This window comes from Virgibacillus halodenitrificans, assembly GCF_001878675.1.
Taxonomy (GTDB): domain Bacteria; phylum Bacillota; class Bacilli; order Bacillales; family Amphibacillaceae; genus Virgibacillus_Q; species Virgibacillus_Q halodenitrificans.
In genome coordinates this window covers 2,775,941-2,794,934 of the sequence record NZ_CP017962.1, presented here as the reverse complement: position 1 = coordinate 2,794,934, position 18,994 = coordinate 2,775,941, and the positions used below count along the sequence as shown (strand labels likewise).

The following is an 18,994-nucleotide window of genomic DNA, read 5'->3' as shown; positions in this document are numbered from 1 at the left end:
TTATTTTAGCAAAAGATGACTAGTATGAGATAGAAATTAATTTAGTACAGTATACATTGAAGAGGTGAAAGCATGTTAGGTAGGTTTGATTGGGCAGGTGTTATAGATTTTTTACCAGAACTGGGGATAGGGTTGTACTATACCTTACTAATCTCCGTTCTAGGATTGCTTATTGGTTTTATATTAGGGGCAATCTTTGGTATTGGAAGAATTTCCAAGAATAAATTGGTTTATGGACTTTCAACTGTATATGTGGAAGTGATTCGAGGAACGCCGGTATTGGTACAGGCGATCTGGATTTTCTTTGCATTACCATTAATTATTGGACAAAACTTAGGCTCCATTACTGCAGGGGTCATTGTTATCGCTCTAAATTCAGGTGCATATATCGCTGAGATTGTCCGTGGTGCAGTAGATTCTATTGAGAAAGGACAAATGGAAGCTGGAAGATCGCTTGGATTAAATCAAGGTCAAACGATGCGTTACATCGTATGGCCACAAGCATTTAAAAGAATGATACCACCACTAGGTAATCAATTCATTATCAGTATAAAGGATACCTCATTACTATCTGTCATCCTTGTTCCTGAACTAATATTTCAAGGGCGGTTGATTGCGGCAAATCATTTTAATGCTGTTGAAATTTATACCACGGTAGCGTTATTCTACCTTGCGATTACCTTGAGTTTATCTGTTGTATTAAGGTATGTAGAAAGAAGGTTGACGACATGATAGAGATTAAGAATTTACATAAAAAATTTGGTGATTTAGAAGTATTGAAAGGAATAGATTGTTTTATTAAACAACAGGAGGTTGTTTGTGTAATTGGTCCCAGTGGGTCAGGGAAAAGTACCTTTTTACGCTGCTTGAATTTATTGGAGGAAGTGACAGAAGGAGATGTAATTATTGATGGAAGCAACTTGGTCGCTCCACAAACAGATATAAACAAAATTCGTACGGAAGTTGGCATGGTCTTTCAGCAATTTAATCTATTTCCCCATAAATCGGTTTTGGAGAATATCATGCTCGCACCAAAAAAGGTTAGAAAAATAAGTCACGAAGAAGCTAAGAAACGTGCACTTGGTTTATTGGATAAGGTTGGTTTGAATGATAAAGCCACTATGTATCCAGGTCAATTATCTGGAGGACAGCAGCAAAGGGTAGCAATTGCGAGAGCACTTGCGATGGAACCCAAAATTATGCTTTTTGATGAGCCAACTTCAGCGTTGGATCCCGAATTGGTGGGAGAAGTGCTCGAGGTTATGAAGCAGTTGGCACATGAAGGAATGACTATGGTAGTAGTTACACATGAAATGGGTTTTGCGAGAGAAGTGGGAGACCGTGTTCTTTTTATGGATGGCGGGGTCATTGTAGAAGAAGGCGATCCAGAGCAAATTTTTAACCAACCACAATCTGAACGAACACAGGACTTTTTAAATAAAATCTTATAGCAAGTTTCGTTTGTCCAATGTAGTAGATAAATAGGAGAGCTGCATGCTTTATCAAGTCATTGATAAAAACATGCAGCTTACTGTGTTGAACAAAGCATTATGCTATTTAGCTCCTTTATAGCCTTTTCGTAATATTTCTTGAACGGTATGGACGGTGACATAGGCATCTTCATCAATTTCTTCGATGATTTTTCTGAACTTAACAATCTCCTGTTTATTAATAACGAGATAAAGTACTTCTTTATTCCGATTTGTATATCCGCCTCTTCCTTCAAGAATAGTAATTCCTCTAGCCATATTTTGCGTAACTGCTTCTAAAACTTTATCAGGATGCTTAGAAATAATTAAAACGGAAGTTCGTTCATTTGCGCCTTCAACAACGACATCAATAACCTTAGCACCAATATAAACGGCAATTAGTGTGTACATTGCTTTTTCTTGCCCGATTACAAAAGCGGAACCGGCAATTACGAGAATATCTATAACAAGCATTCCTTTTCCCATGCTCCAACCTAGATATCTGCTTAATATTCGAACAATAATGGCCGTTCCACCTGAGGTACCGCCAGTTCGGAAGATCATACCAAGACCAAGACCTACCGTACCACCTGCGAAGAGGGCTGCTAACAGCGTATCTCCATTTATTTCACTCCCCACGCCGGAGGTGAAGTGAAGAAATCCGGATGAAAAGATAATCGCAACAATCGTATATATCATTACACGATGATCAAAAAATCGATAACCAACGAGCAACAATATTGCGTTAATCACAAAGTTTACCAACCCTGGTGACCATTCAAAGAGATAATAGGTAACAATGGATATACCAATAATGCCGCCTTCGGAAAGGTTATTTGGTATCGCAAAATAATTAATACCGAGTGCGAAGATTAATGAACCTGAAACAATAAGAAACATGTCTTTTATTACTTTTTGCATAAATCGACCTCCTACGTGACATATTCTACACTAAAAAAGTAAAACTGTGAAAATAAATACATAATAAAAGTCACCTACTAATACAAGCTTAAGTGCACCAGTCAACCTTAATGTTCTTTTAGTCTATTAAAGATTGGAATTCTTTCATAAACAACAAATATAATAAAGAAAATTACAATTTTCTTTATTATTTGCTAGAATAACAGATAACCAAACAATTAGGAGGAAATTTTAGGTGACACTTGACTTCAACAGTTCATTACCACTACATATACAACTAAAATCATCTATTGAATATAAGATAAGCAATGGGGTTTATTCTGATCAAATCCCTAGCGAGCGGCAATTTATGGAAGAATATAATGTGAGTAGGAGTACAGTTCGAGAGGCTATTAATTTGCTGGTACGTGAAGGAGTTTTAGAGAAAAGACATGGAAAGGGCACCTTTGTATCGTTTAAACCTATTCATGAATGGCTTGGCAATTTAAGTAGTACGACAGAAACTATTCATCAAATGGGAATGAGACCGGGAGCTAAGTTAATTACCCATTACAGAACAATACCACCTGCTTACATTCAAGAAAAAACAGGATTTTCAGAAGCATATTTTATAAAACGACTACGTTATGCTGACGATATTGCAATCGGTATTGAGAGACACTATTATCCTGTCAGTATTGGAGAAAAACTCATAGAACATGACTTGGATAATGCAACTTTATACGATTTATTGGAAAATGAGTTAGGTATGAACTTCGCAGAAGCGTCTCAGACGATCCGCAGTGGTGAACTGTTTGAAGAAGATAAGCAATATTTAAGGATCCCATCTCATGGTCAAGCATTAATTGCAGAACGCATAATAAAAGGCGCTACCCGAGATGTAATTGAAGTTGAAGAGGCTTTTTACAGAAGCGATATGTATAATTTTAAAATTAATCTTTCAAGAAAACTTGGCTCTTGATCTTAAAAGGTAGAGCATGTAAAACATTCATAAAGGATTTAAATATGTCTTATTATATTTTTAAATGTTAGAATTTATAAAATATATTGAAATATTTTTAACCATCTCATATACTTTAAGTAATCTACTACAACATAACTGGTACGGACGTCACGATGTAAGCATAGCTTGGAAGGTTTATTGTAGTGGTTAATTACGAATGTAGGAGGGATTAATATGATCGTTGGTGTTCCGCGTGAGGTAAAAAATAATGAACGGCGGGTTGCTCTTACTCCATCAGGTGTAACTGCGTTTGTTAATGCCGGACACACAGTCCTAATTGAAAATTCTGCAGGAAATGAAAGCGGTTTCCTTAATGAAGAATATAAAGCTGCTGGTGCTACTATTGTATCTTCAGCGGCAGAAGCGTGGGCTGCTGAAATGGTAATGAAAGTAAAGGAGCCACAGCCTCAAGAATTTCAATACTTGCGTGAAGGACTTATTCTATTCACATATCTTCATCTTGCAGCAGAACCTGAATTAACCGAACAGCTACTTAAGAACAAAGTGACAGCAATTGCTTATGAAACAATACAGAACAGTGACCGATCCCTGCCATTATTAGCCCCGATGAGCGAGATAGCAGGAAGAATGGCTGTGCAGATAGGGGCGCAATATTTAGAAAATGTCAAAGGTGGAAAAGGAATACTCTTAGGTGGCGTTCCTGGAGTTCAACCAGGAAATGTAGTAATTATTGGCGGAGGAGCGGTCGGTACCAATGCAGCCAAGATGGCACTTGGATTACGAGCAAAGGTTACTATCATTGATATTAATGCCAATAGGCTTCGAGAGCTTGACGATCTATTTGGCGGAGCGGTAACCACATTGATGTCGAATCCTCTTAATATTAGAAACGCGGTAAAAGAGGCAGATCTCCTTGTCGGAGCTGTGCTAATCCCTGGTGCGAAGGCGCCGCAGCTTGTATCAGAAGAAATGGTGAAAGAAATGATGCCAGGTTCAGTCATTATTGATGTAGCGGTTGACCAAGGAGGTTCTATTGAGACAATTGATCGTGTGACGACTCACGATGATCCTATCTACAAGAAACATGGGGTGCTTCATTATGCTGTTGCGAATATGCCAGGAGCGGTAGCACGAACAGCCACTTTATCTCTAACGAACAATACAAGTCAATTTGGTGTGTTTCTAGCGAATAAAGGATTAAAGAAAGCAACAGAAGCAAATCCGGCATTTGCCAAAGGTGTTAATACGCATGCAGGTATGATTACGCATGAAACAATTGCCAATGCTTTCACCAAAGAATACACTCCACTGGCTGAAGCTTTGACAAACCCGGTTGCATCGTATTAAAGAATTGTTTTTTATCATTTTACGAGAATGGAGGAGTTAATGATGAAGACAGAATCCGAAATGAACACAGGTGTAGGGGTAGAGACCCCGCGTTTATGGAATGCGATGCATCGGTTTAACCCAGATGCACTGCAAACAGTAGCGGCAAAGGGAGAAGGCGCATGGTTCACTGACGAGGCAGGAAATAAATACTTGGATGGCGTATCTGGACTTTGGTGCTTAAATTTGGGGCATGGTCAACAAGAGATCGTGGATGCTGCAGCAGAGCAAATGAAAAATCTCTCTTATTTTCCTTTAACGATGAGTCACCAGCCTGCAATTAAATTAGCAAGCAAAATTAGCGAATTGTTGGGTGCAGATTACCAGACGTTTTTCTCAAATAGTGGTTCAGAAGCAAATGAGACTGCATTTAAAATTGTAAGACAATATCATAACCAAACAGGTAATCCAGGAAAGTTTAAATTTATTTCCCGTTATCGGGCATACCACGGTTCTACTTTGGGTGCATTAAGTGCGACTGCACAGGCAAATCGCAGGGTGAAATATGATCCAGGAATACCCGGATTTTTACATGTGTATCCACCATATAGTTATCGTTCGATTTTTGGAGGAGACCCAGAAGAATCCGATTTGAAGGCTGCACAGTTAGTTGAAGAAATGATTAATTGGGAAGGGGAAGAAACCGTAGCAGCATTTATTATGGAACCGTTTATTTCGGGTGGAGGGGTAATTATTCCATCAATGAAATACATTCAGCGTATTGCTGAAATATGTAAACGTTACAATGTCTTGCTGATTATGGATGAGGTTGTCTCAGGGTATGGCCGCACAGGGGAAATGTTTGGTTTCAAACATGCTGAAGGCGTTCAGCCTGACATTGTAACAATGGCAAAAGGATTAACTAGTGGATATCTGCCACTAGGAGCCACAGCTGTTAAATCAGACATCTATGAAGCATTTAAAGAAGCAGGTAAAGACAATCATTTTCGTCATGTATCCACATATGGCGGTCACCCGGCAGCATGCGCTGTAGCACTTAAGAACATTGAGATCATTGAAAGAGAGAACATAGTGGAACGGGTTCGCGAACTGGGTAAAACAAAACTTGGTAAACTACACGACCTAATTAACCATGAAAATGTTGGAGAAGTTCGCCAAGTTGGCTTTTTACTTGGGTTAGAGATGGTGACGGACAAAGATTCCAAGCGGCCGTTAGACGATGCAAAAATGAATGAAATTGTAGGAGCTTGTAAAGCAAGAGGTTTAATTATTGGAAGAAATGGAGATACCGTTCCAGGCCAAAACAACGTTATTATTGTTGCACCTCCATTAACTAGTACAGAAGAAGACTTGGATTTCCTGGTAGAAACAGTAGATTCAGTAATTCGAAACATTTAGCGATGAGTAGAAAGGTAAGCTGAAGGGATGGGTTTCACTTGAATTACGAACGCTTAAAAACATTTATTGCAGTAGCGGAAAAGAAAAGCTTTTCCGAAGCTGCGAGAATTCTTTTTGTAACTCAGCCCACAATTACTTCACAGATAAAAGCGTTGGAAGAGGAATTAAATACAAAGCTATTTGAAAGAACAACTAAAAAGGTGAAGATGACACAGTCAGCTAAAATTCTTCTTCAACATGCTAAAGAAATTGTTCGTCTTAGTGACCTTGCAAAGAAAGAAATCCAGGATATTGAAGAAACGACCTATGGAGAACTTGGAATTGGCTGCAGCTTTACAATTGGAGAATACATTCTTCCATCTTTTTTAAAAAAGTTTAAAGATTTATATCCACTTATTCAAATGCGGATGGAGATTTCCAATTCAGACAGAATTGTGACCCATATTAAGGATCAGATAATCGATGTAGGTTTAATAGAAACGCCGATGGATGACCCACGGATTATGATTGAGCCTTTCTTGGAAGATGAGCTTATATTAATCACTGCACCAAATTACTTCGATAATGAAGATGAGATTACATTAGAGCAATTAAAAAACGTGCCGCTCATTACTCGTGAAAGAGGGTCGGGAACAAGAGCGGTAGTGAATCAATATCTTAAACAGGCAGGGGTCACCATGGATGACCTTAATGTAGTAATGGAGCTGGGAAGTACAGAAGCTATTAAATCAGCAGTAGAATCAGGCCTGGGGGTCTCCATAATATCAAAAAATGCAATTGTGAAGGAGAAACAATTAAATTTGTTAACTTCTTATCCAATAAAAGACTTGTCTTTTTATCGTTATTTTTATATAGCTTTTCGAAAAGATCAAGTGCTTAAATCTACTGTAGACTTATTTATAGATGAATTGAAACAAATGAATGATGGTGGTTTGTTAATAAGTTGTTAATAGCAACAGCTCAAAAGAGAGTCAATAAGTTAAACAAAGGAGGAATTTAAAATGGCAAAACAACAAACAGAAGTAAAAGCAGCAGTAAACAAAAAGGTGAAAATGACCCCAAGTGAGGCCATCGTGGAAACACTAGTACAAGAAAATGTAAAAGAGGTGTACGGGATTGTAGGATCTGCGTTTATGGATATGTTAGATTTATTCCCAACAGCAGGAATCCGTTTTCTACCTGTTCGCCATGAGCAGAGCGCGGCACATATGGCAGATGCGTATACACGTGTTTCCGGTACAGCTGGGGTTGTAATTGGTCAAAATGGTCCTGGTATCACAAACATGGTCACATCTGTTGCAGCAGCAAATCAAGCTCATACGCCAATGGTAGTGATTTCTCCCTCTGCAGGTACTCCAACAATTGGCTGGGATGGTTTCCAAGAAGCGAATCAGGTTTCTATTTTTGAAGATATAACAAAGGAAACAGTACGTGTTACACATAAAAGTCGTGTGGCAGATTGTCTTCGTACTGCATTCCGTATTGCGTATGCTGAACGCGGTCCGGTCCTTTATGATATTCCGAGAGATTTATTCTATGGTGAGTTGGAAGATTATATTTTGGAACCAAGTCAGTATCGTACTGATAAGCGAGGCAGTGGAGATCCGGCAGCAATTGAAGAAGCAGTTTCGCTTTTGAAAAATGCTAAAAAACCGGTTATTATCTCTGGACGTGGTGCTGTTGATGCAGACGGCGTGGATACCGTAGCTAAAATTGCTGAGCATTTGACTGCTCCTGTTGCTGTATCATACATGCACAATGATGCGTTCCCAGCAGATCACCCGCTTGCTGTTGGACCAATTGGTTATATGGGAGCAAAGTCTGCAATGTACTCCTTGCAGGAAGCAGATGTCGTGTTGGCAATTGGTACACGTTTATCCGTATTTGGTACGCTGCCATGCTACGACATCGATTATTTCCCAAAGAGTGCTAAGATCATTCAAGTAGATATTAATCCGAGAAATATTGCAAGAACGCACCCGGTAGCGGTAGGGATAATTGGCGATGCCAAGGCAACAGCAGATGATTTATATGAAAAACTACAGGAAGATTTGCCAAATGCAACATCCGACACTTCGCGTTTACAGAAAATCAGTAAACGAAAAGAAGAGTGGGAAAAGGAGCTAGTTGATTTGGCATTGGAAGATGGGGACCCGATTAATCCACGTCGTGCCTTGCTTGAGCTAACGAAAGCTCTGCCAGAAAATACAATTATCTCTACAGATATTGGTAATGTATCATCAACTGCAAATGCGTACTTGAAATTTAATCAGACTCGATGCCATATTGCTGCTCTGACCTTTGGTAATACAGGATTTGCATATCCTGCAGCGTTAGGCGCTCAATTGGCCGAGCCAGACGCACCAGTTGCAGCAATTATCGGTGATGGAGCATGGGGAATGAGTTTGCATGAAGTAAGTACAGCTGTCGAACAGAACATCCCTGTTATTGCTTGTGTATTTAATAATAAATCATGGGCTGCAGAAAAGAAAAATCAGGTCGACTATTACGATAATCGTTTTATCGGTTCAGATATTGAAGCACCTGATTTTGCGGAAGTGGCTAAATCTATGGGAGCACTTGGCTATACAATTGAAAAGCCGGAGGATATTGGCCCTGTTGTAAAGGAAGTCTTAGAGCAAAGAAAACCTGCTGTCTTGAATATTTTTGTGGATGGAACACAATTGGCACCTCCATTCCGTAGAGATGCATTGAAAATGCCAACACGTTTGTTGGATAAATATAAGCATCTGGATTATGGTGTATGGGGTAAGTAAAATGAAAAACTGCGCAGCTCAACTGGCTGCGCAGTTTTTTTATGGCTAGTCATTCTCCAAAAAATATTTTTTAATACCTTCAACAACGCCTTCCGCAGCATTTTTTTGATAGGTGATCGATTTTATTTTATTTAGTTCGTCCGGGTTTGTAATAAATCCAAGCTCCAATAGTACCGCAGGCTTTCTGTTGCTTCGTAATACTTTATAGTTTGCTTGCTTTGTTCCTCGATCGTTCATAGACGTAGTTATAACTAAAGCATTTTGAATTTTATTTGCTAGTTTACTATGCTTACTTGAATGATAGAAGGTACTAATGCCTGCTGCTTTTGGGTTTTTGTTTGCATTATAATGTATGCTGATAAATGCATCAGCATCACTTGAATTGCTGATGATAGTTCTATTATCTAGTGAAATGTAGGTGTCATCTTTACGGGAAAGGGTGACAGCAGCGCCCTCTTCTTTAAGCTCTTCAGCAAGTAGTTTTGCTGTTGATAAGGTCAAATCCTTTTCCTTCATCTTTTTTGCCATAGCGCCTCCATCTTTGCCGCCATGTCCTGCATCTACAATGAAGTGATAACCAGATAAATTATTATTTTGATTTCTCGTAATCTCCATAGATGCTGATTTCAGGTTGGGTGAATCTAGTTTTGCTGTTTCAGAAGGTAGATTAATCAGCCCACCCTCAGCAGTTATTGCTTTATATGATTGGGAAGACTTTTCTGAGGCGAGCTCTCCTTCGTCATTTAGATAGATAGCTTGTAAATTATTTTCAAGTACCCACGCGGCTTCTCCGCCGTAAAAGGTTTTCACCCACCCATCATGTTCCTCGAAAGTAGTCAGTTTATCGCCTTCTATTAAGTTACCTATTACATTAGCATTGCTTTTTGGAGCATCTTTTAATTCTATAGTATCTACATTTACAAGATACATTTGGCCTTCAGCTGCATGGACTGCAGGGATAATAGTAAAGAAGAATACTAGAATAAAACTACTTAATATACATTTTCTTAACACGTTCATCGTTCCTCCTGTATAAATAGGTTGTTAGTATACAAGAGTCTCCAAATAAGTATAGATTTATACCTGCTTTTCAAATATTTCTAGTTTAGTATAGAAATGATAGGTGGTAATATCATAGTTTAGATATATTGCGACGTAACTAAGAATATAGAGGCTGCGTAAATCACCGCTACGGGGAAACATTGCGCTTTCCGCGGGCGGCTGATGAGCTTCCTCACGCTACGCGTTCGGGGATCTCATCGAGGCCTCTCCTCCCGCAGGACAAGGAAAGCTTCGTCAGCAAGGCATCGCACGAAGAAAATGTGTATTTTCATTTTCGAGGAGTCTCCATATTTCCCCTTCGCTACTATGTACATTTATATCTACGAAGAAAAATTGCGTTCACATAGATCCAGAATATGCTATGCACGAATTGATTGGAGTGGAGGGCGGCAAAGAAGACACTGCGAGATAACGAGCAGATGTCGCACTTGTACCCGGAGGTGTGAAAGCGTCCGCCTGAAACGAAAATCAATGGGGCACTTCTCCTCAAATATTTTACTGAGCTTTTCATCAATAAAGTTACGTCGCAGTTTTCTCCTACTATGTATTGTTAGGAGCAAATAAAAAGAAGAGTTATCCATGAGATAACTCTTCTTTTATAACCTTGTTCGATTATTTAATGTCTTCAACTGAGGATATTGCTGCTAGATCCTTTAAAGGAGATGAGTCTTTTTCAGGGTCCTCATCCACATAATCTCCCAATACCAGGTGATCCATCTCTGCTTTAGGTACTGCCCGGTAGCTTTTGAATCTTACTAAGAAGAATATACCTCCAAGTCCGATCCATACAAAAAGTGCTATCCATGAAGGGAGGCTAAGAAACCCAGGAGAACCTGGTACAACCAGAAGCAGGAAGAATGCTGCACTACAAATCGTTCCTAATAAAGACAGAAACTTTCTTCCAGGAGCGACAATCATAAATGGACGCTCATTTGGTACTTTTTTGTCATTCCATTTGAAAAGTTTATAAGCGACAAAGCATGCATAAAAGTAGGCAATTGTAACGCCTAATGCAGACATATCTACCACCCATAAGAGAGCTTCACGTCCAAAAAACGGTGCCATTATGGTTAATGCAAGTGTGAAAAGTATACCTATATGTGGTGTATTGTGCTTAGGATGTAATTTACTGAAGATATTAGGCAATACTTTAGCTCTCCCCATTGCGAAGAGTAAACGGCTCGTTGTCATATAGAAGCCGTTTAACCCTGTAAAAACTCCCATTAATAATGCGAAAGAAAGTAAGACCAATCCCCCAGTGCCAAATGCATTTTGTACGATGGTACCAGTACCCCATACAGAGCCTTCTTCCATGGCAGCAGTCCAAGGTTGTCCTACGCCTGTCGCCATTACAGTCATAGAGTAAGTAAGTCCGGCACAGATAAGAGCAATAACAATTAATTTGAATGATTTTTTAGGCGAAAAGTTAAATTCCTCCGCTGCTTGTGGTATGTTATCAAACCCAATATAAGCCCACGGCGCGATTGCAACAATAGCTATAATAGAGGATACTGCTCCAATCCCCGGCTTGAACAATGGCTGCATATTAGAGAAGGAACTAGAAGGATGAAATACCATCCCTATCGTTAATAAAATAACACCTACAATTAGAATTAAGCAGAAAATATATTGAGATAAGCCGGACAAACTCGCTCCGCGAATATTTAAAAAAGCAAATACGATTAATGCCAGACAGGCAACAATGACCTCACCTGCATAAACCTCCCAGCCTGCAATGTTATACATAAACCCCTGCTCAACAATGGAAGGTAATACAAATTTACCTAAAAGTGCTAATGCAGAAGCATTCAATGCAACGATCGACATATAACCTAAAGTTAAAAACCAACCACATAGAAATGCATGATATCTACCTAAACCATAATATGCATAAGCAAACTCACCACCGGAAACAGGCAACTTTTCAACAAGAAATCCGTAGCTGACACCAATAATAATCATTAATATTGCACCAATCATAAAACCAAGTATCACCCCTAAAGGGCCTGCCATTGACATCCAATCAACCGGTAATACAAATGCTCCCCATCCGACTGCAGAGCCAAAAGCAATTGCCCAAACCCATTGAGGTTTTAATGTTCGTTCCAACTGTTCGCGTTTTGCCATAAATTAGCAATCTCCTTTACAATTTATTGAAAGCGCTATCAAAAGTTACTTTGTTAATCTATATATAATTAAACCATTAAAGCCTTATAGTAACAATGGTATTCAGAAAATTTAATTATTTAGATTGGTAATGAGTTTTATATACAAATGTAATAACTTAGTAGAAAGGTTGAAATTGAATATGCTTTAACTTACGACAAATCCTCGTGGGGTATTATCAGATTTATAGAAATCGATATAACAAAAGCAGAGTATCACTAGTCTTTGTTTTGAAATTATAGAGGTGCTTCACAGCTTTTACTCAATTAATATAGTTTAATTAAATTCAAATCACTCAAACCCTCTCATGCGAAAATGAAAAACGGAGGGTGTATACTAGAGGAGATAGTACCACTTAAATATTAAGTAATGGAGGGTTTAAGAATGGCTAGATTAAAAAATAAAGTAGCAATTATAACAGGCGGCGGTGCAGGCTTGGGAAAAGCAATTGCAACCTTGTATGCCAAAGAGGGAGCTAAAGTTGTAATTGCCGATATGAATTTGGAAGGTGCTGAGCAAACTGCTGAGGAAATTAAAAATAATGGTGGAGAAGCGATTGCAGTAAAAACCAATGTTACTGTAAGTGAAGATATCACTAATATGGCTGATACAGCTAAAGAAACGTTTGGTACCATTGATATCCTTGTGAATAACGCAGGGATTATGGATAATATGCTGGCTGCTGGAAATATAACAGATGAAGTATGGGATAAAGTATTTGCTATTAATACTACTGGTGTAATGAAAGCAATGCGTAAAGTATTAGAACATTTTGTTGAAAAAGAAGCTGGTACGATTGTAAATATGGCTTCAATTACTGGTATAACAGGCGGAAGAGGTGGACTAGCTTATACTGCATCCAAGCATGCTGTCGTTGGTATGACTAAAAATGTAGCTTCTCAATATGGTCACTTAAATATTCGTTGTAATGCCATTGGTCCTGCTCAAGTTCCAACAAATATTACTGATTCCATGAAGGATAGGATAGATAACTTTGGCATGGAACGTGCTATGGCAGGTACGAATCTAATGAATCGTCCAGGTACTCCAGAGGAAATTGCTAATATTGCTTTATTTCTAGGTTCTGATGAATCATCCTACGTAAATGGTGTAACGATTGCAGCAGATAGTGGCTGGTCAGCATACTAATTAAATAAACATTAAACTACCCCAATTATTGGTCGCAATCGAATAATTGGGGTAGTTTTTATTGGGATTTTTTTACATATGACCGCCTTTAAATTGGAATAAATTGCGAATGAAATAAGTGAGCTGATTTTCTATAGTAAGTAAAACAGTAAACAAAAAAATTATTGGAGGGTATTAATTGGAACCAGAAAAAGTATTTATTAACGCAAACATATTAACATTGGATGAAAATAATAATATAGCTGGTAGTATTGCTGTTTCAGGAGATAAGATTATACAAATCTTTAAGGGAAAAAATCCCGATATTGCTACAATGAATTTACCATCCGAGCCAGAAATTATTGATCTGGGTGGTAGAACAGTAATTCCAGGGTTTATAGATACACATAATCATATTTTGGCATATGCCCAATTGCTGGATTTTGTAAATTGCAGTTCTCCATTAAATAGAAAAATAGAAGACATACTGCAAGCTATTAAAGCTAAAGTTGACTTAACAAAAGAAGGGGAGTGGGTCCAGGGGTTTGGTTATGATGATACAATGCTTGAAGAAAAAAGGCATTTAACCAGAGAAGAATTGGACCGTTTTGCTCCGAATCACCCGGTTGCCATTGCTCATATATCCGGTCACTTAGCTGTTGTGAATTCCAAAGCGTTATCCTTAGCGGGTCTGGAGGATAACGTAGAGGATCCGGATGCTGGATATTATGGGAGAGATGAAAATGGAAAGCTTAATGGAGTACTATTTGAAAGTGCAGCAATGCAACCTGTGATGAACGTTCTACCCGTAGCTTCAAAAGAACAAATGATAGCTCAGCTTGGGCGTGCTGCAAAGCATTATCTTGCTCAGGGAATTACTACTAATACGGATGCTGCTGTAGGTATGCTTGGTGATCCTGAGAAAGAAATTCAGGTACATACAGAGGCTGCCAGGCAAGGGATTAATCCAATGCGTTCACGTCTTATGATTATGCATAACCTACTACAAAAAGGTATGCGATTTGAAGATTATACTGCGGAAGAGCTAGACAAAGAGCTTATTGACAAATCAAATGAAAATGTACGACTGGATAGTGCGAAATTGTTCCAGGACGGCTCCATTCAGGCCTTTACTGCTGCATTAAGAGAACCCTATTACAGTGGATCAAAAGAAAAAGGGAAAATTTTTCAAAAACAGGACGCTTTTAATAAAGAGGTTCTTAATTTACATGAGCGGGGCTTTCGAATCGCTGTTCACGGAAATGGAGATCGTGCTATTGAATCCATTTTAGATGCCTATGCACATGCAATAAAAGAAGCGCCCCGAAAAGAACATAAACATCGCATTGAACATGTACAAACAGCCATGACAAAAGATATCAAGCGAATGGAAGAATTAGGTGTAGCAGGTTCGTTTTTTATTAACCATGTCTACTATTGGGGTGAACGACATGCAAAAATATTTCTTGGACCTGATCGTGCTAGCAGAATGAACCCATTAGCCGAAGCAGTAGAGCATAATCTGCTTTTTACCTTACATTCTGACTGCCCTGTTACCCCTATATCTCCATTATTTTCTATTTGGGCAGCAGTAAATAGATGCACAACGGAAGGAAATATTCTTGGGCCAGAACAGCGGATTGATGTCATTACGGCCTTAAAATCAATGACGCTTTATGGAGCCAGACTAAATTTTGATGAAGATAATTCTGGCAGCATTGAGGTAGGAAAACGTGCTGATTTTGTTCTACTTGATAAAGATCCAACTGTTATCGATCCAATAAAAATAAAAGATATAAGTGTTGAGGAAACATGGATTGGTGGAAACCAAGTGTATAAGCAGGAAATAGATTAACATAAAGGTTAAGTTGGTTGGTCGAGAATAACATAATCTGCAATCTCTTTTACGTGTTTAGTCCCATAATAGAGCGGGAAAAAGGGAGAAGTAGTCTCACAAGAGCTATTTAAACCGTAGGAGGTACTGGTATGATTAAGAATAAACCGATAATTGGAATATCAGGCAGTGTTTACAAAGATGCAAATGGCAGATTTCCGGGATATCGCCTCTCTTTTGTTAATGAAGACTATGTTACTTCGGTAGAAAATGAGGGTGGGGTTCCATTTATTATTCCCGTAACGACGAATAAACAAGTAATTTCTAATCAAGTAGACCAAATAGATGGGCTGGTACTTTCTGGAGGAGTAGATGTTAACCCACTATCCTATGATGAAGAACCGTTACAAAATCAGGGTGCTATTCTTCCCGAAAGAGACGAATTTGAAATTGAACTTGTGCGAGCAACCATAGATGCTGGGAAGCCAGTGTTTGCGATTTGCCGGGGAATGCATATCTTGAATATTGCATATGGCGGATCGTTATATCAAGATATTGAATACATTTCTGAACCTACAATAAAGCATGAGCAAGAATCAAGCCCGTGGGTAGAAAGTCATACAGTTCATATGGAAGAAGGTTCTTATTTACATGAACTGTTTGGTGAAAAAGTACTCACTAACTCGTTCCATCATCAGGTCGTCAAAGATGTTGCACCAGATTTTACAGTTACTGCGAGAGCAGATGATGGTGTCATCGAAGGAATGGAAAAGAAGGGAGACCGTTCTGTTTTTGCAGTCCAATGGCACCCGGAAATGATGACTACAAAACATGATAATATGAGGAAATTATTTAATGACTTTGTTGAAAGAGTTGCTTCCAATCTGAAAGTCGTTAAGTAAGTTAAACGCCTAAGCGCTGTTAGAGCACTTAGGCGTTTACTTCCTTTAACTTACTAAATTAGTTAAATTGGACGAGGCAGGTAATCTATATTCTACTATTTTTCATTCTTTATCCCTTAACCGCATTTTGTTATAATCATAATAAAAATGCAGTTGTATCACTTTCTATTAAATTTTAAGAGTGGGGAACAGCTGTTGTCCGCTTTTCCATAAACGTAACCATATAAATACTGATTTCATATAAAATAGCCATTGGAATGAGAATTAGTAATTGACTGATAAAATCCGGGGGTGTAATAAGCGCAGATAGAACAGCAAGTATAATATAAGACCACTTTCTTACTCTCTTCATAGAATGTGCTGTTAGTATGCCAACAGCAGATAAGAACATTGCCACAATGGGCAGTTCAAATAACAATCCGACAGGCATCGTTGTCATCATTAAAAAACGCATGTATTCCTGGGCGGATACCATTACTTCAAAGTTTTTTGCTCCCATAGAAATTAAGAAGCCATAACTGAGTGGATGAAGCACAAAATACCCAAAAGCAATGCCAAAAATAAATAGTAAAAACATAACAGGAGAATATACATTCATAAATTTATTTTCCTGTTCATTTAGGCCTGGTTTTACGAATTGCCATATATAATGACAAAGAAAAGGCAAGGAAATTCCCAAGGCAAGAACGAAAGATATTGACATGTAAAACTTCACAACTTCCAGAGGACCAAGAATAATTAAAGAATGGCCCTTTGTTACATATGGAAACCAAAAGTTTATAGTAGAAAACACACCAATAAATATACTGGAGAATACAACTAAACTTTTTATTATTTGCTTCCGTAAATCAGTTAAATGATCTACCACGGTCGGATGAGTTGTTTGTTCAACTGTCTCTGTTGTTTGATGGTTGGAACTTCTATTTGTATCGTTTTCTGGAGCAGCAGAAGAAGCCTTCTCTCTATTAGAAGGCTCTGACTGCTGTTCTACATCTATATTTGTTGCTTTCTTTTTATCTAATGGACTTAAAATTTTCCGATTATGATGTTCATACGGATCCATAAGATCACTCATTTCCTCTTATTCCTTATTATTGGTTGGACTCGTTGTTTTATCTTCTTCATTCATCATTTCTCTAGTAGATTTTTTGAATTCAGAAAGCGTTTGTCCTACTGCTGATCCAATTTCCGGTAACTTACGCGGACCAAATATAATTAGTATTATTACCAGAATAATAATCAGACCTGGAATACCAATACTTGCGATTCCTCCCATAGTGCATTCATCCTTCCTTTAGTTAAAACTATGCCAATGATCCACCATTTTTACTGTATTTTATAATCCCTTCCGCACATCGGTAAGATAAAGCCCCAACCGTTCCTGTAGGGTTATATCCACTATTGTGCGGGAAATTCCCTGCTCCAACAACAAATAAATTGTCTGCATCCCAGTGTTGAAGATAATTATTCACTACACTTTCTTTGGGATCTGTGCCCATAATCGTACCACCAGTATTATGGGTTGATTGGTAAGGAACAATATCATAATCTGTCAAAGGTGCACCTGGTACCACTGTTTTTGCACCCATCTCCTTCATTATGCTTTCCGTTTTATCCGTAATATATTTATGGAGATTTCTGTCTTGTTCTGTGAAGTTGTAAGTAATTTGTAGTAAAGGTAAACCGTATGCATCTTTATAATCAGGATCGAGAGACATAAAATTCTCCTTATGAGGCATGGATGCACCTTGCCCAAAAACACTTAGGGTACGGGAGTAGTTTTCGATGGAAGCTTTCTTAAATTCAGAGCCCCATACAGGAACATCAGGTGGAACAGGGTTTGTCAAAATAGGACGTGAACCTGTTTGAGCTAAAGAAATACTTGCCCCATGGATGAAATCTAAATCTTGATGATCGAAATTATCTCCATTAAAATCATCTATCGTCATTCCTAATGCGCCTGCTCCCATAAATACGTTCATTTGCTCATCAAAAAAGCCGGAAGACCCAGGTCCGATTTGGTATGCATAATTTTTCCCTAGGGTTCCTCGACCAGTTTCGGGGTTATATTGTTCCCCAATATCGGAAACCATTAGTAATTTTGCGTTGTTCAACACATAGCTTGTTAGGACCACAACTTCAGCGGGTTGAATGAATTCTTCTCCAGTTTGTCTGTCAATGAATTTCACACCAGTAACCTTATTGCCTTCTTTAAGTACTTCTGTGACGTTAGAGTGAAAACGAACATCATAATTGCCAGTTTTCATAGCTGTAGGAACTACAGTAATCTCTGGGGAAGACTTAGCTCCGTACTCACAGCCAAAGCGTTCACAAAAACCACAATACTGACAAGCTGCTATTCTTTCACCGTCTGGATTTTCATAGGACTCCGATAAATTCGCTGAAGGTACCATATAAGGATGATAGCCAAGCTTCTTGGTAGCAGTTTCGAATTTCTTCAGAATTGGTGTCTTTTTCATCGGGGGTGTCGGATAATCCGCCGATCTCTCTCCCATAAAAGGATTTTCATTATCCCCAGATAAACCAATTGTTTTCTCAAATTTATCAAAATAAGGCTCCAGCTCACCATACGTAATCCCCCAATCCTGGAGGGTATATTCTTTTGAAAGTTTGTTTTTTCCATATTTCTTCTCTGTCTGTGACTTAATTTCCAAGTCATAGGGGAGAAAACGATAGGTCATTCCGTTCCAATGCGTACCTGCTCCACCAAGACCTTCCCCAAGTAGAAAGGAACCCATTTGTCTCATCGGCAATGCTCGCATCTTGCGGTTATTTCTAAAAGTCACTGTTTCTTTAGAAAGGTCTTGCATGAGCTCATATCTTATAGCGTATTTAAACTCATCATGGACTCTTAAGTAATCTGCCGTGCCACGCTTATCACCACGTTCAAGTCCGCGTACCTTTAATCCAGCTTTAGCACACTCTGCTCCAATGATGCCACCAGTCCATCCTACTCCTACTGTAACTACATCTACTTTTTCCAATGTTTTTACCAATTTTCCAAC

At 38.6% G+C, this 18,994-nt stretch carries 16 protein-coding genes; 10 read left to right on the top strand and 6 right to left on the bottom strand.

Features of this window, described 5'->3' with window-relative positions:
• The first annotated feature begins 72 nt into the window (after positions 1–72).
• Both BME96_RS14380 and BME96_RS14375 read left to right on the top strand, forming a co-directional pair.
• Positions 73–732 (top strand): amino acid ABC transporter permease, encoded by a 660-nt coding sequence (locus BME96_RS14380; protein ID WP_060681403.1) that lies wholly within the window; start codon positions 73–75, stop codon positions 730–732.
• Positions 729–1,451, top strand: a complete 723-nt coding sequence (locus BME96_RS14375; protein ID WP_019377913.1) for an amino acid ABC transporter ATP-binding protein — start codon at positions 729–731, stop codon at positions 1,449–1,451. Before BME96_RS14380 ends, BME96_RS14375 begins: the two co-directional genes overlap by 4 nt.
• 102 nt (positions 1,452–1,553) lie before the next feature.
• Here BME96_RS14375 and BME96_RS14370 read toward each other — a convergent pair whose 3' ends face one another.
• Entirely contained in the window at positions 1,554–2,390 is an 837-nt protein-coding gene (locus BME96_RS14370) for a YitT family protein (protein ID WP_060681405.1), read from the bottom strand.
• A gap of 235 nt (positions 2,391–2,625) precedes the next feature.
• On the opposite strand from BME96_RS14370, the gene BME96_RS14365 reads away from it, so the two are divergent.
• The 5 genes from BME96_RS14365 to xsc all read left to right on the top strand — a co-directional run bounded on the left by BME96_RS14365 (position 2,626) and on the right by xsc (position 8,876).
• Entirely contained in the window at positions 2,626–3,351 is a 726-nt protein-coding gene (locus BME96_RS14365; RefSeq protein ID WP_060681407.1) for a GntR family transcriptional regulator, read from the top strand.
• Positions 3,352–3,567: 216 nt separating this feature from the next.
• Positions 3,568–4,701, top strand: a complete 1,134-nt coding sequence (ald, locus tag BME96_RS14360; protein WP_060681410.1) for an alanine dehydrogenase — start codon at positions 3,568–3,570, stop codon at positions 4,699–4,701.
• A 42-nt stretch (positions 4,702–4,743) separates the two neighbouring features.
• Positions 4,744–6,099, top strand: coding sequence for an aminotransferase (locus BME96_RS14355; RefSeq protein WP_077358474.1), 1,356 nt, complete (start codon positions 4,744–4,746; stop codon positions 6,097–6,099).
• Positions 6,100–6,137: 38 nt separating this feature from the next.
• A complete protein-coding gene (locus BME96_RS14350) occupies positions 6,138–7,049 on the top strand; it encodes a selenium metabolism-associated LysR family transcriptional regulator (protein ID WP_019377918.1) in 912 nt (303 codons plus the stop codon).
• A 51-nt stretch (positions 7,050–7,100) separates the two neighbouring features.
• Positions 7,101–8,876, top strand: a complete 1,776-nt coding sequence (xsc, locus tag BME96_RS14345; RefSeq protein WP_071649382.1) for a sulfoacetaldehyde acetyltransferase — start codon at positions 7,101–7,103, stop codon at positions 8,874–8,876.
• 45 nt (positions 8,877–8,921) lie between these two features.
• On the opposite strand, the gene BME96_RS14340 is transcribed toward xsc, so the two are convergent.
• Positions 8,922–9,896, bottom strand: a complete 975-nt coding sequence (locus BME96_RS14340; protein ID WP_071649381.1) for an N-acetylmuramoyl-L-alanine amidase — start codon at positions 9,894–9,896, stop codon at positions 8,922–8,924.
• A gap of 654 nt (positions 9,897–10,550) precedes the next feature.
• Positions 10,551–12,065: an APC family permease gene (locus tag BME96_RS14335; protein ID WP_071649380.1), complete on the bottom strand. Its 1,515-nt coding sequence runs from the start codon at positions 12,063–12,065 to the stop codon at positions 10,551–10,553.
• A gap of 423 nt (positions 12,066–12,488) precedes the next feature.
• Between BME96_RS14335 and BME96_RS14330 the strand changes: the two genes are divergently transcribed.
• From BME96_RS14330 to BME96_RS14320, 3 genes are all read left to right on the top strand, one after another.
• Entirely contained in the window at positions 12,489–13,253 is a 765-nt protein-coding gene (locus tag BME96_RS14330; protein WP_060681747.1) for a glucose 1-dehydrogenase, read from the top strand.
• Between the two features lie 178 nt (positions 13,254–13,431).
• Positions 13,432–15,087 (top strand): amidohydrolase, encoded by a 1,656-nt coding sequence (locus tag BME96_RS14325; RefSeq protein WP_071649379.1) that lies wholly within the window; start codon positions 13,432–13,434, stop codon positions 15,085–15,087.
• Between the two features lie 131 nt (positions 15,088–15,218).
• Positions 15,219–15,968, top strand: a complete 750-nt coding sequence (locus tag BME96_RS14320) for a gamma-glutamyl-gamma-aminobutyrate hydrolase family protein (protein WP_060681746.1) — start codon at positions 15,219–15,221, stop codon at positions 15,966–15,968.
• Between the two features lie 175 nt (positions 15,969–16,143).
• Here BME96_RS14320 and tatC read toward each other — a convergent pair whose 3' ends face one another.
• From tatC to BME96_RS14305, 3 genes are read right to left on the bottom strand one after another with little or no spacing between them, the layout of a single operon-like run.
• Positions 16,144–17,043, bottom strand: a complete 900-nt coding sequence (gene tatC / locus BME96_RS14315; RefSeq protein ID WP_408068401.1) for a twin-arginine translocase subunit TatC — start codon at positions 17,041–17,043, stop codon at positions 16,144–16,146.
• A gap of 6 nt (positions 17,044–17,049) precedes the next feature.
• The gene (gene tatA / locus BME96_RS14310) at positions 17,050–17,244 is read right to left on the bottom strand and encodes a twin-arginine translocase TatA/TatE family subunit (protein WP_019376428.1); all 195 of its coding nucleotides are present in this window, start codon (positions 17,242–17,244) and stop codon (positions 17,050–17,052) included.
• A 28-nt stretch (positions 17,245–17,272) separates the two neighbouring features.
• Positions 17,273–18,985, bottom strand: coding sequence for a GMC family oxidoreductase (locus BME96_RS14305; RefSeq protein ID WP_071649378.1), 1,713 nt, complete (start codon positions 18,983–18,985; stop codon positions 17,273–17,275).
• Between the last annotated feature and the right edge of the window lie 9 nt (positions 18,986–18,994).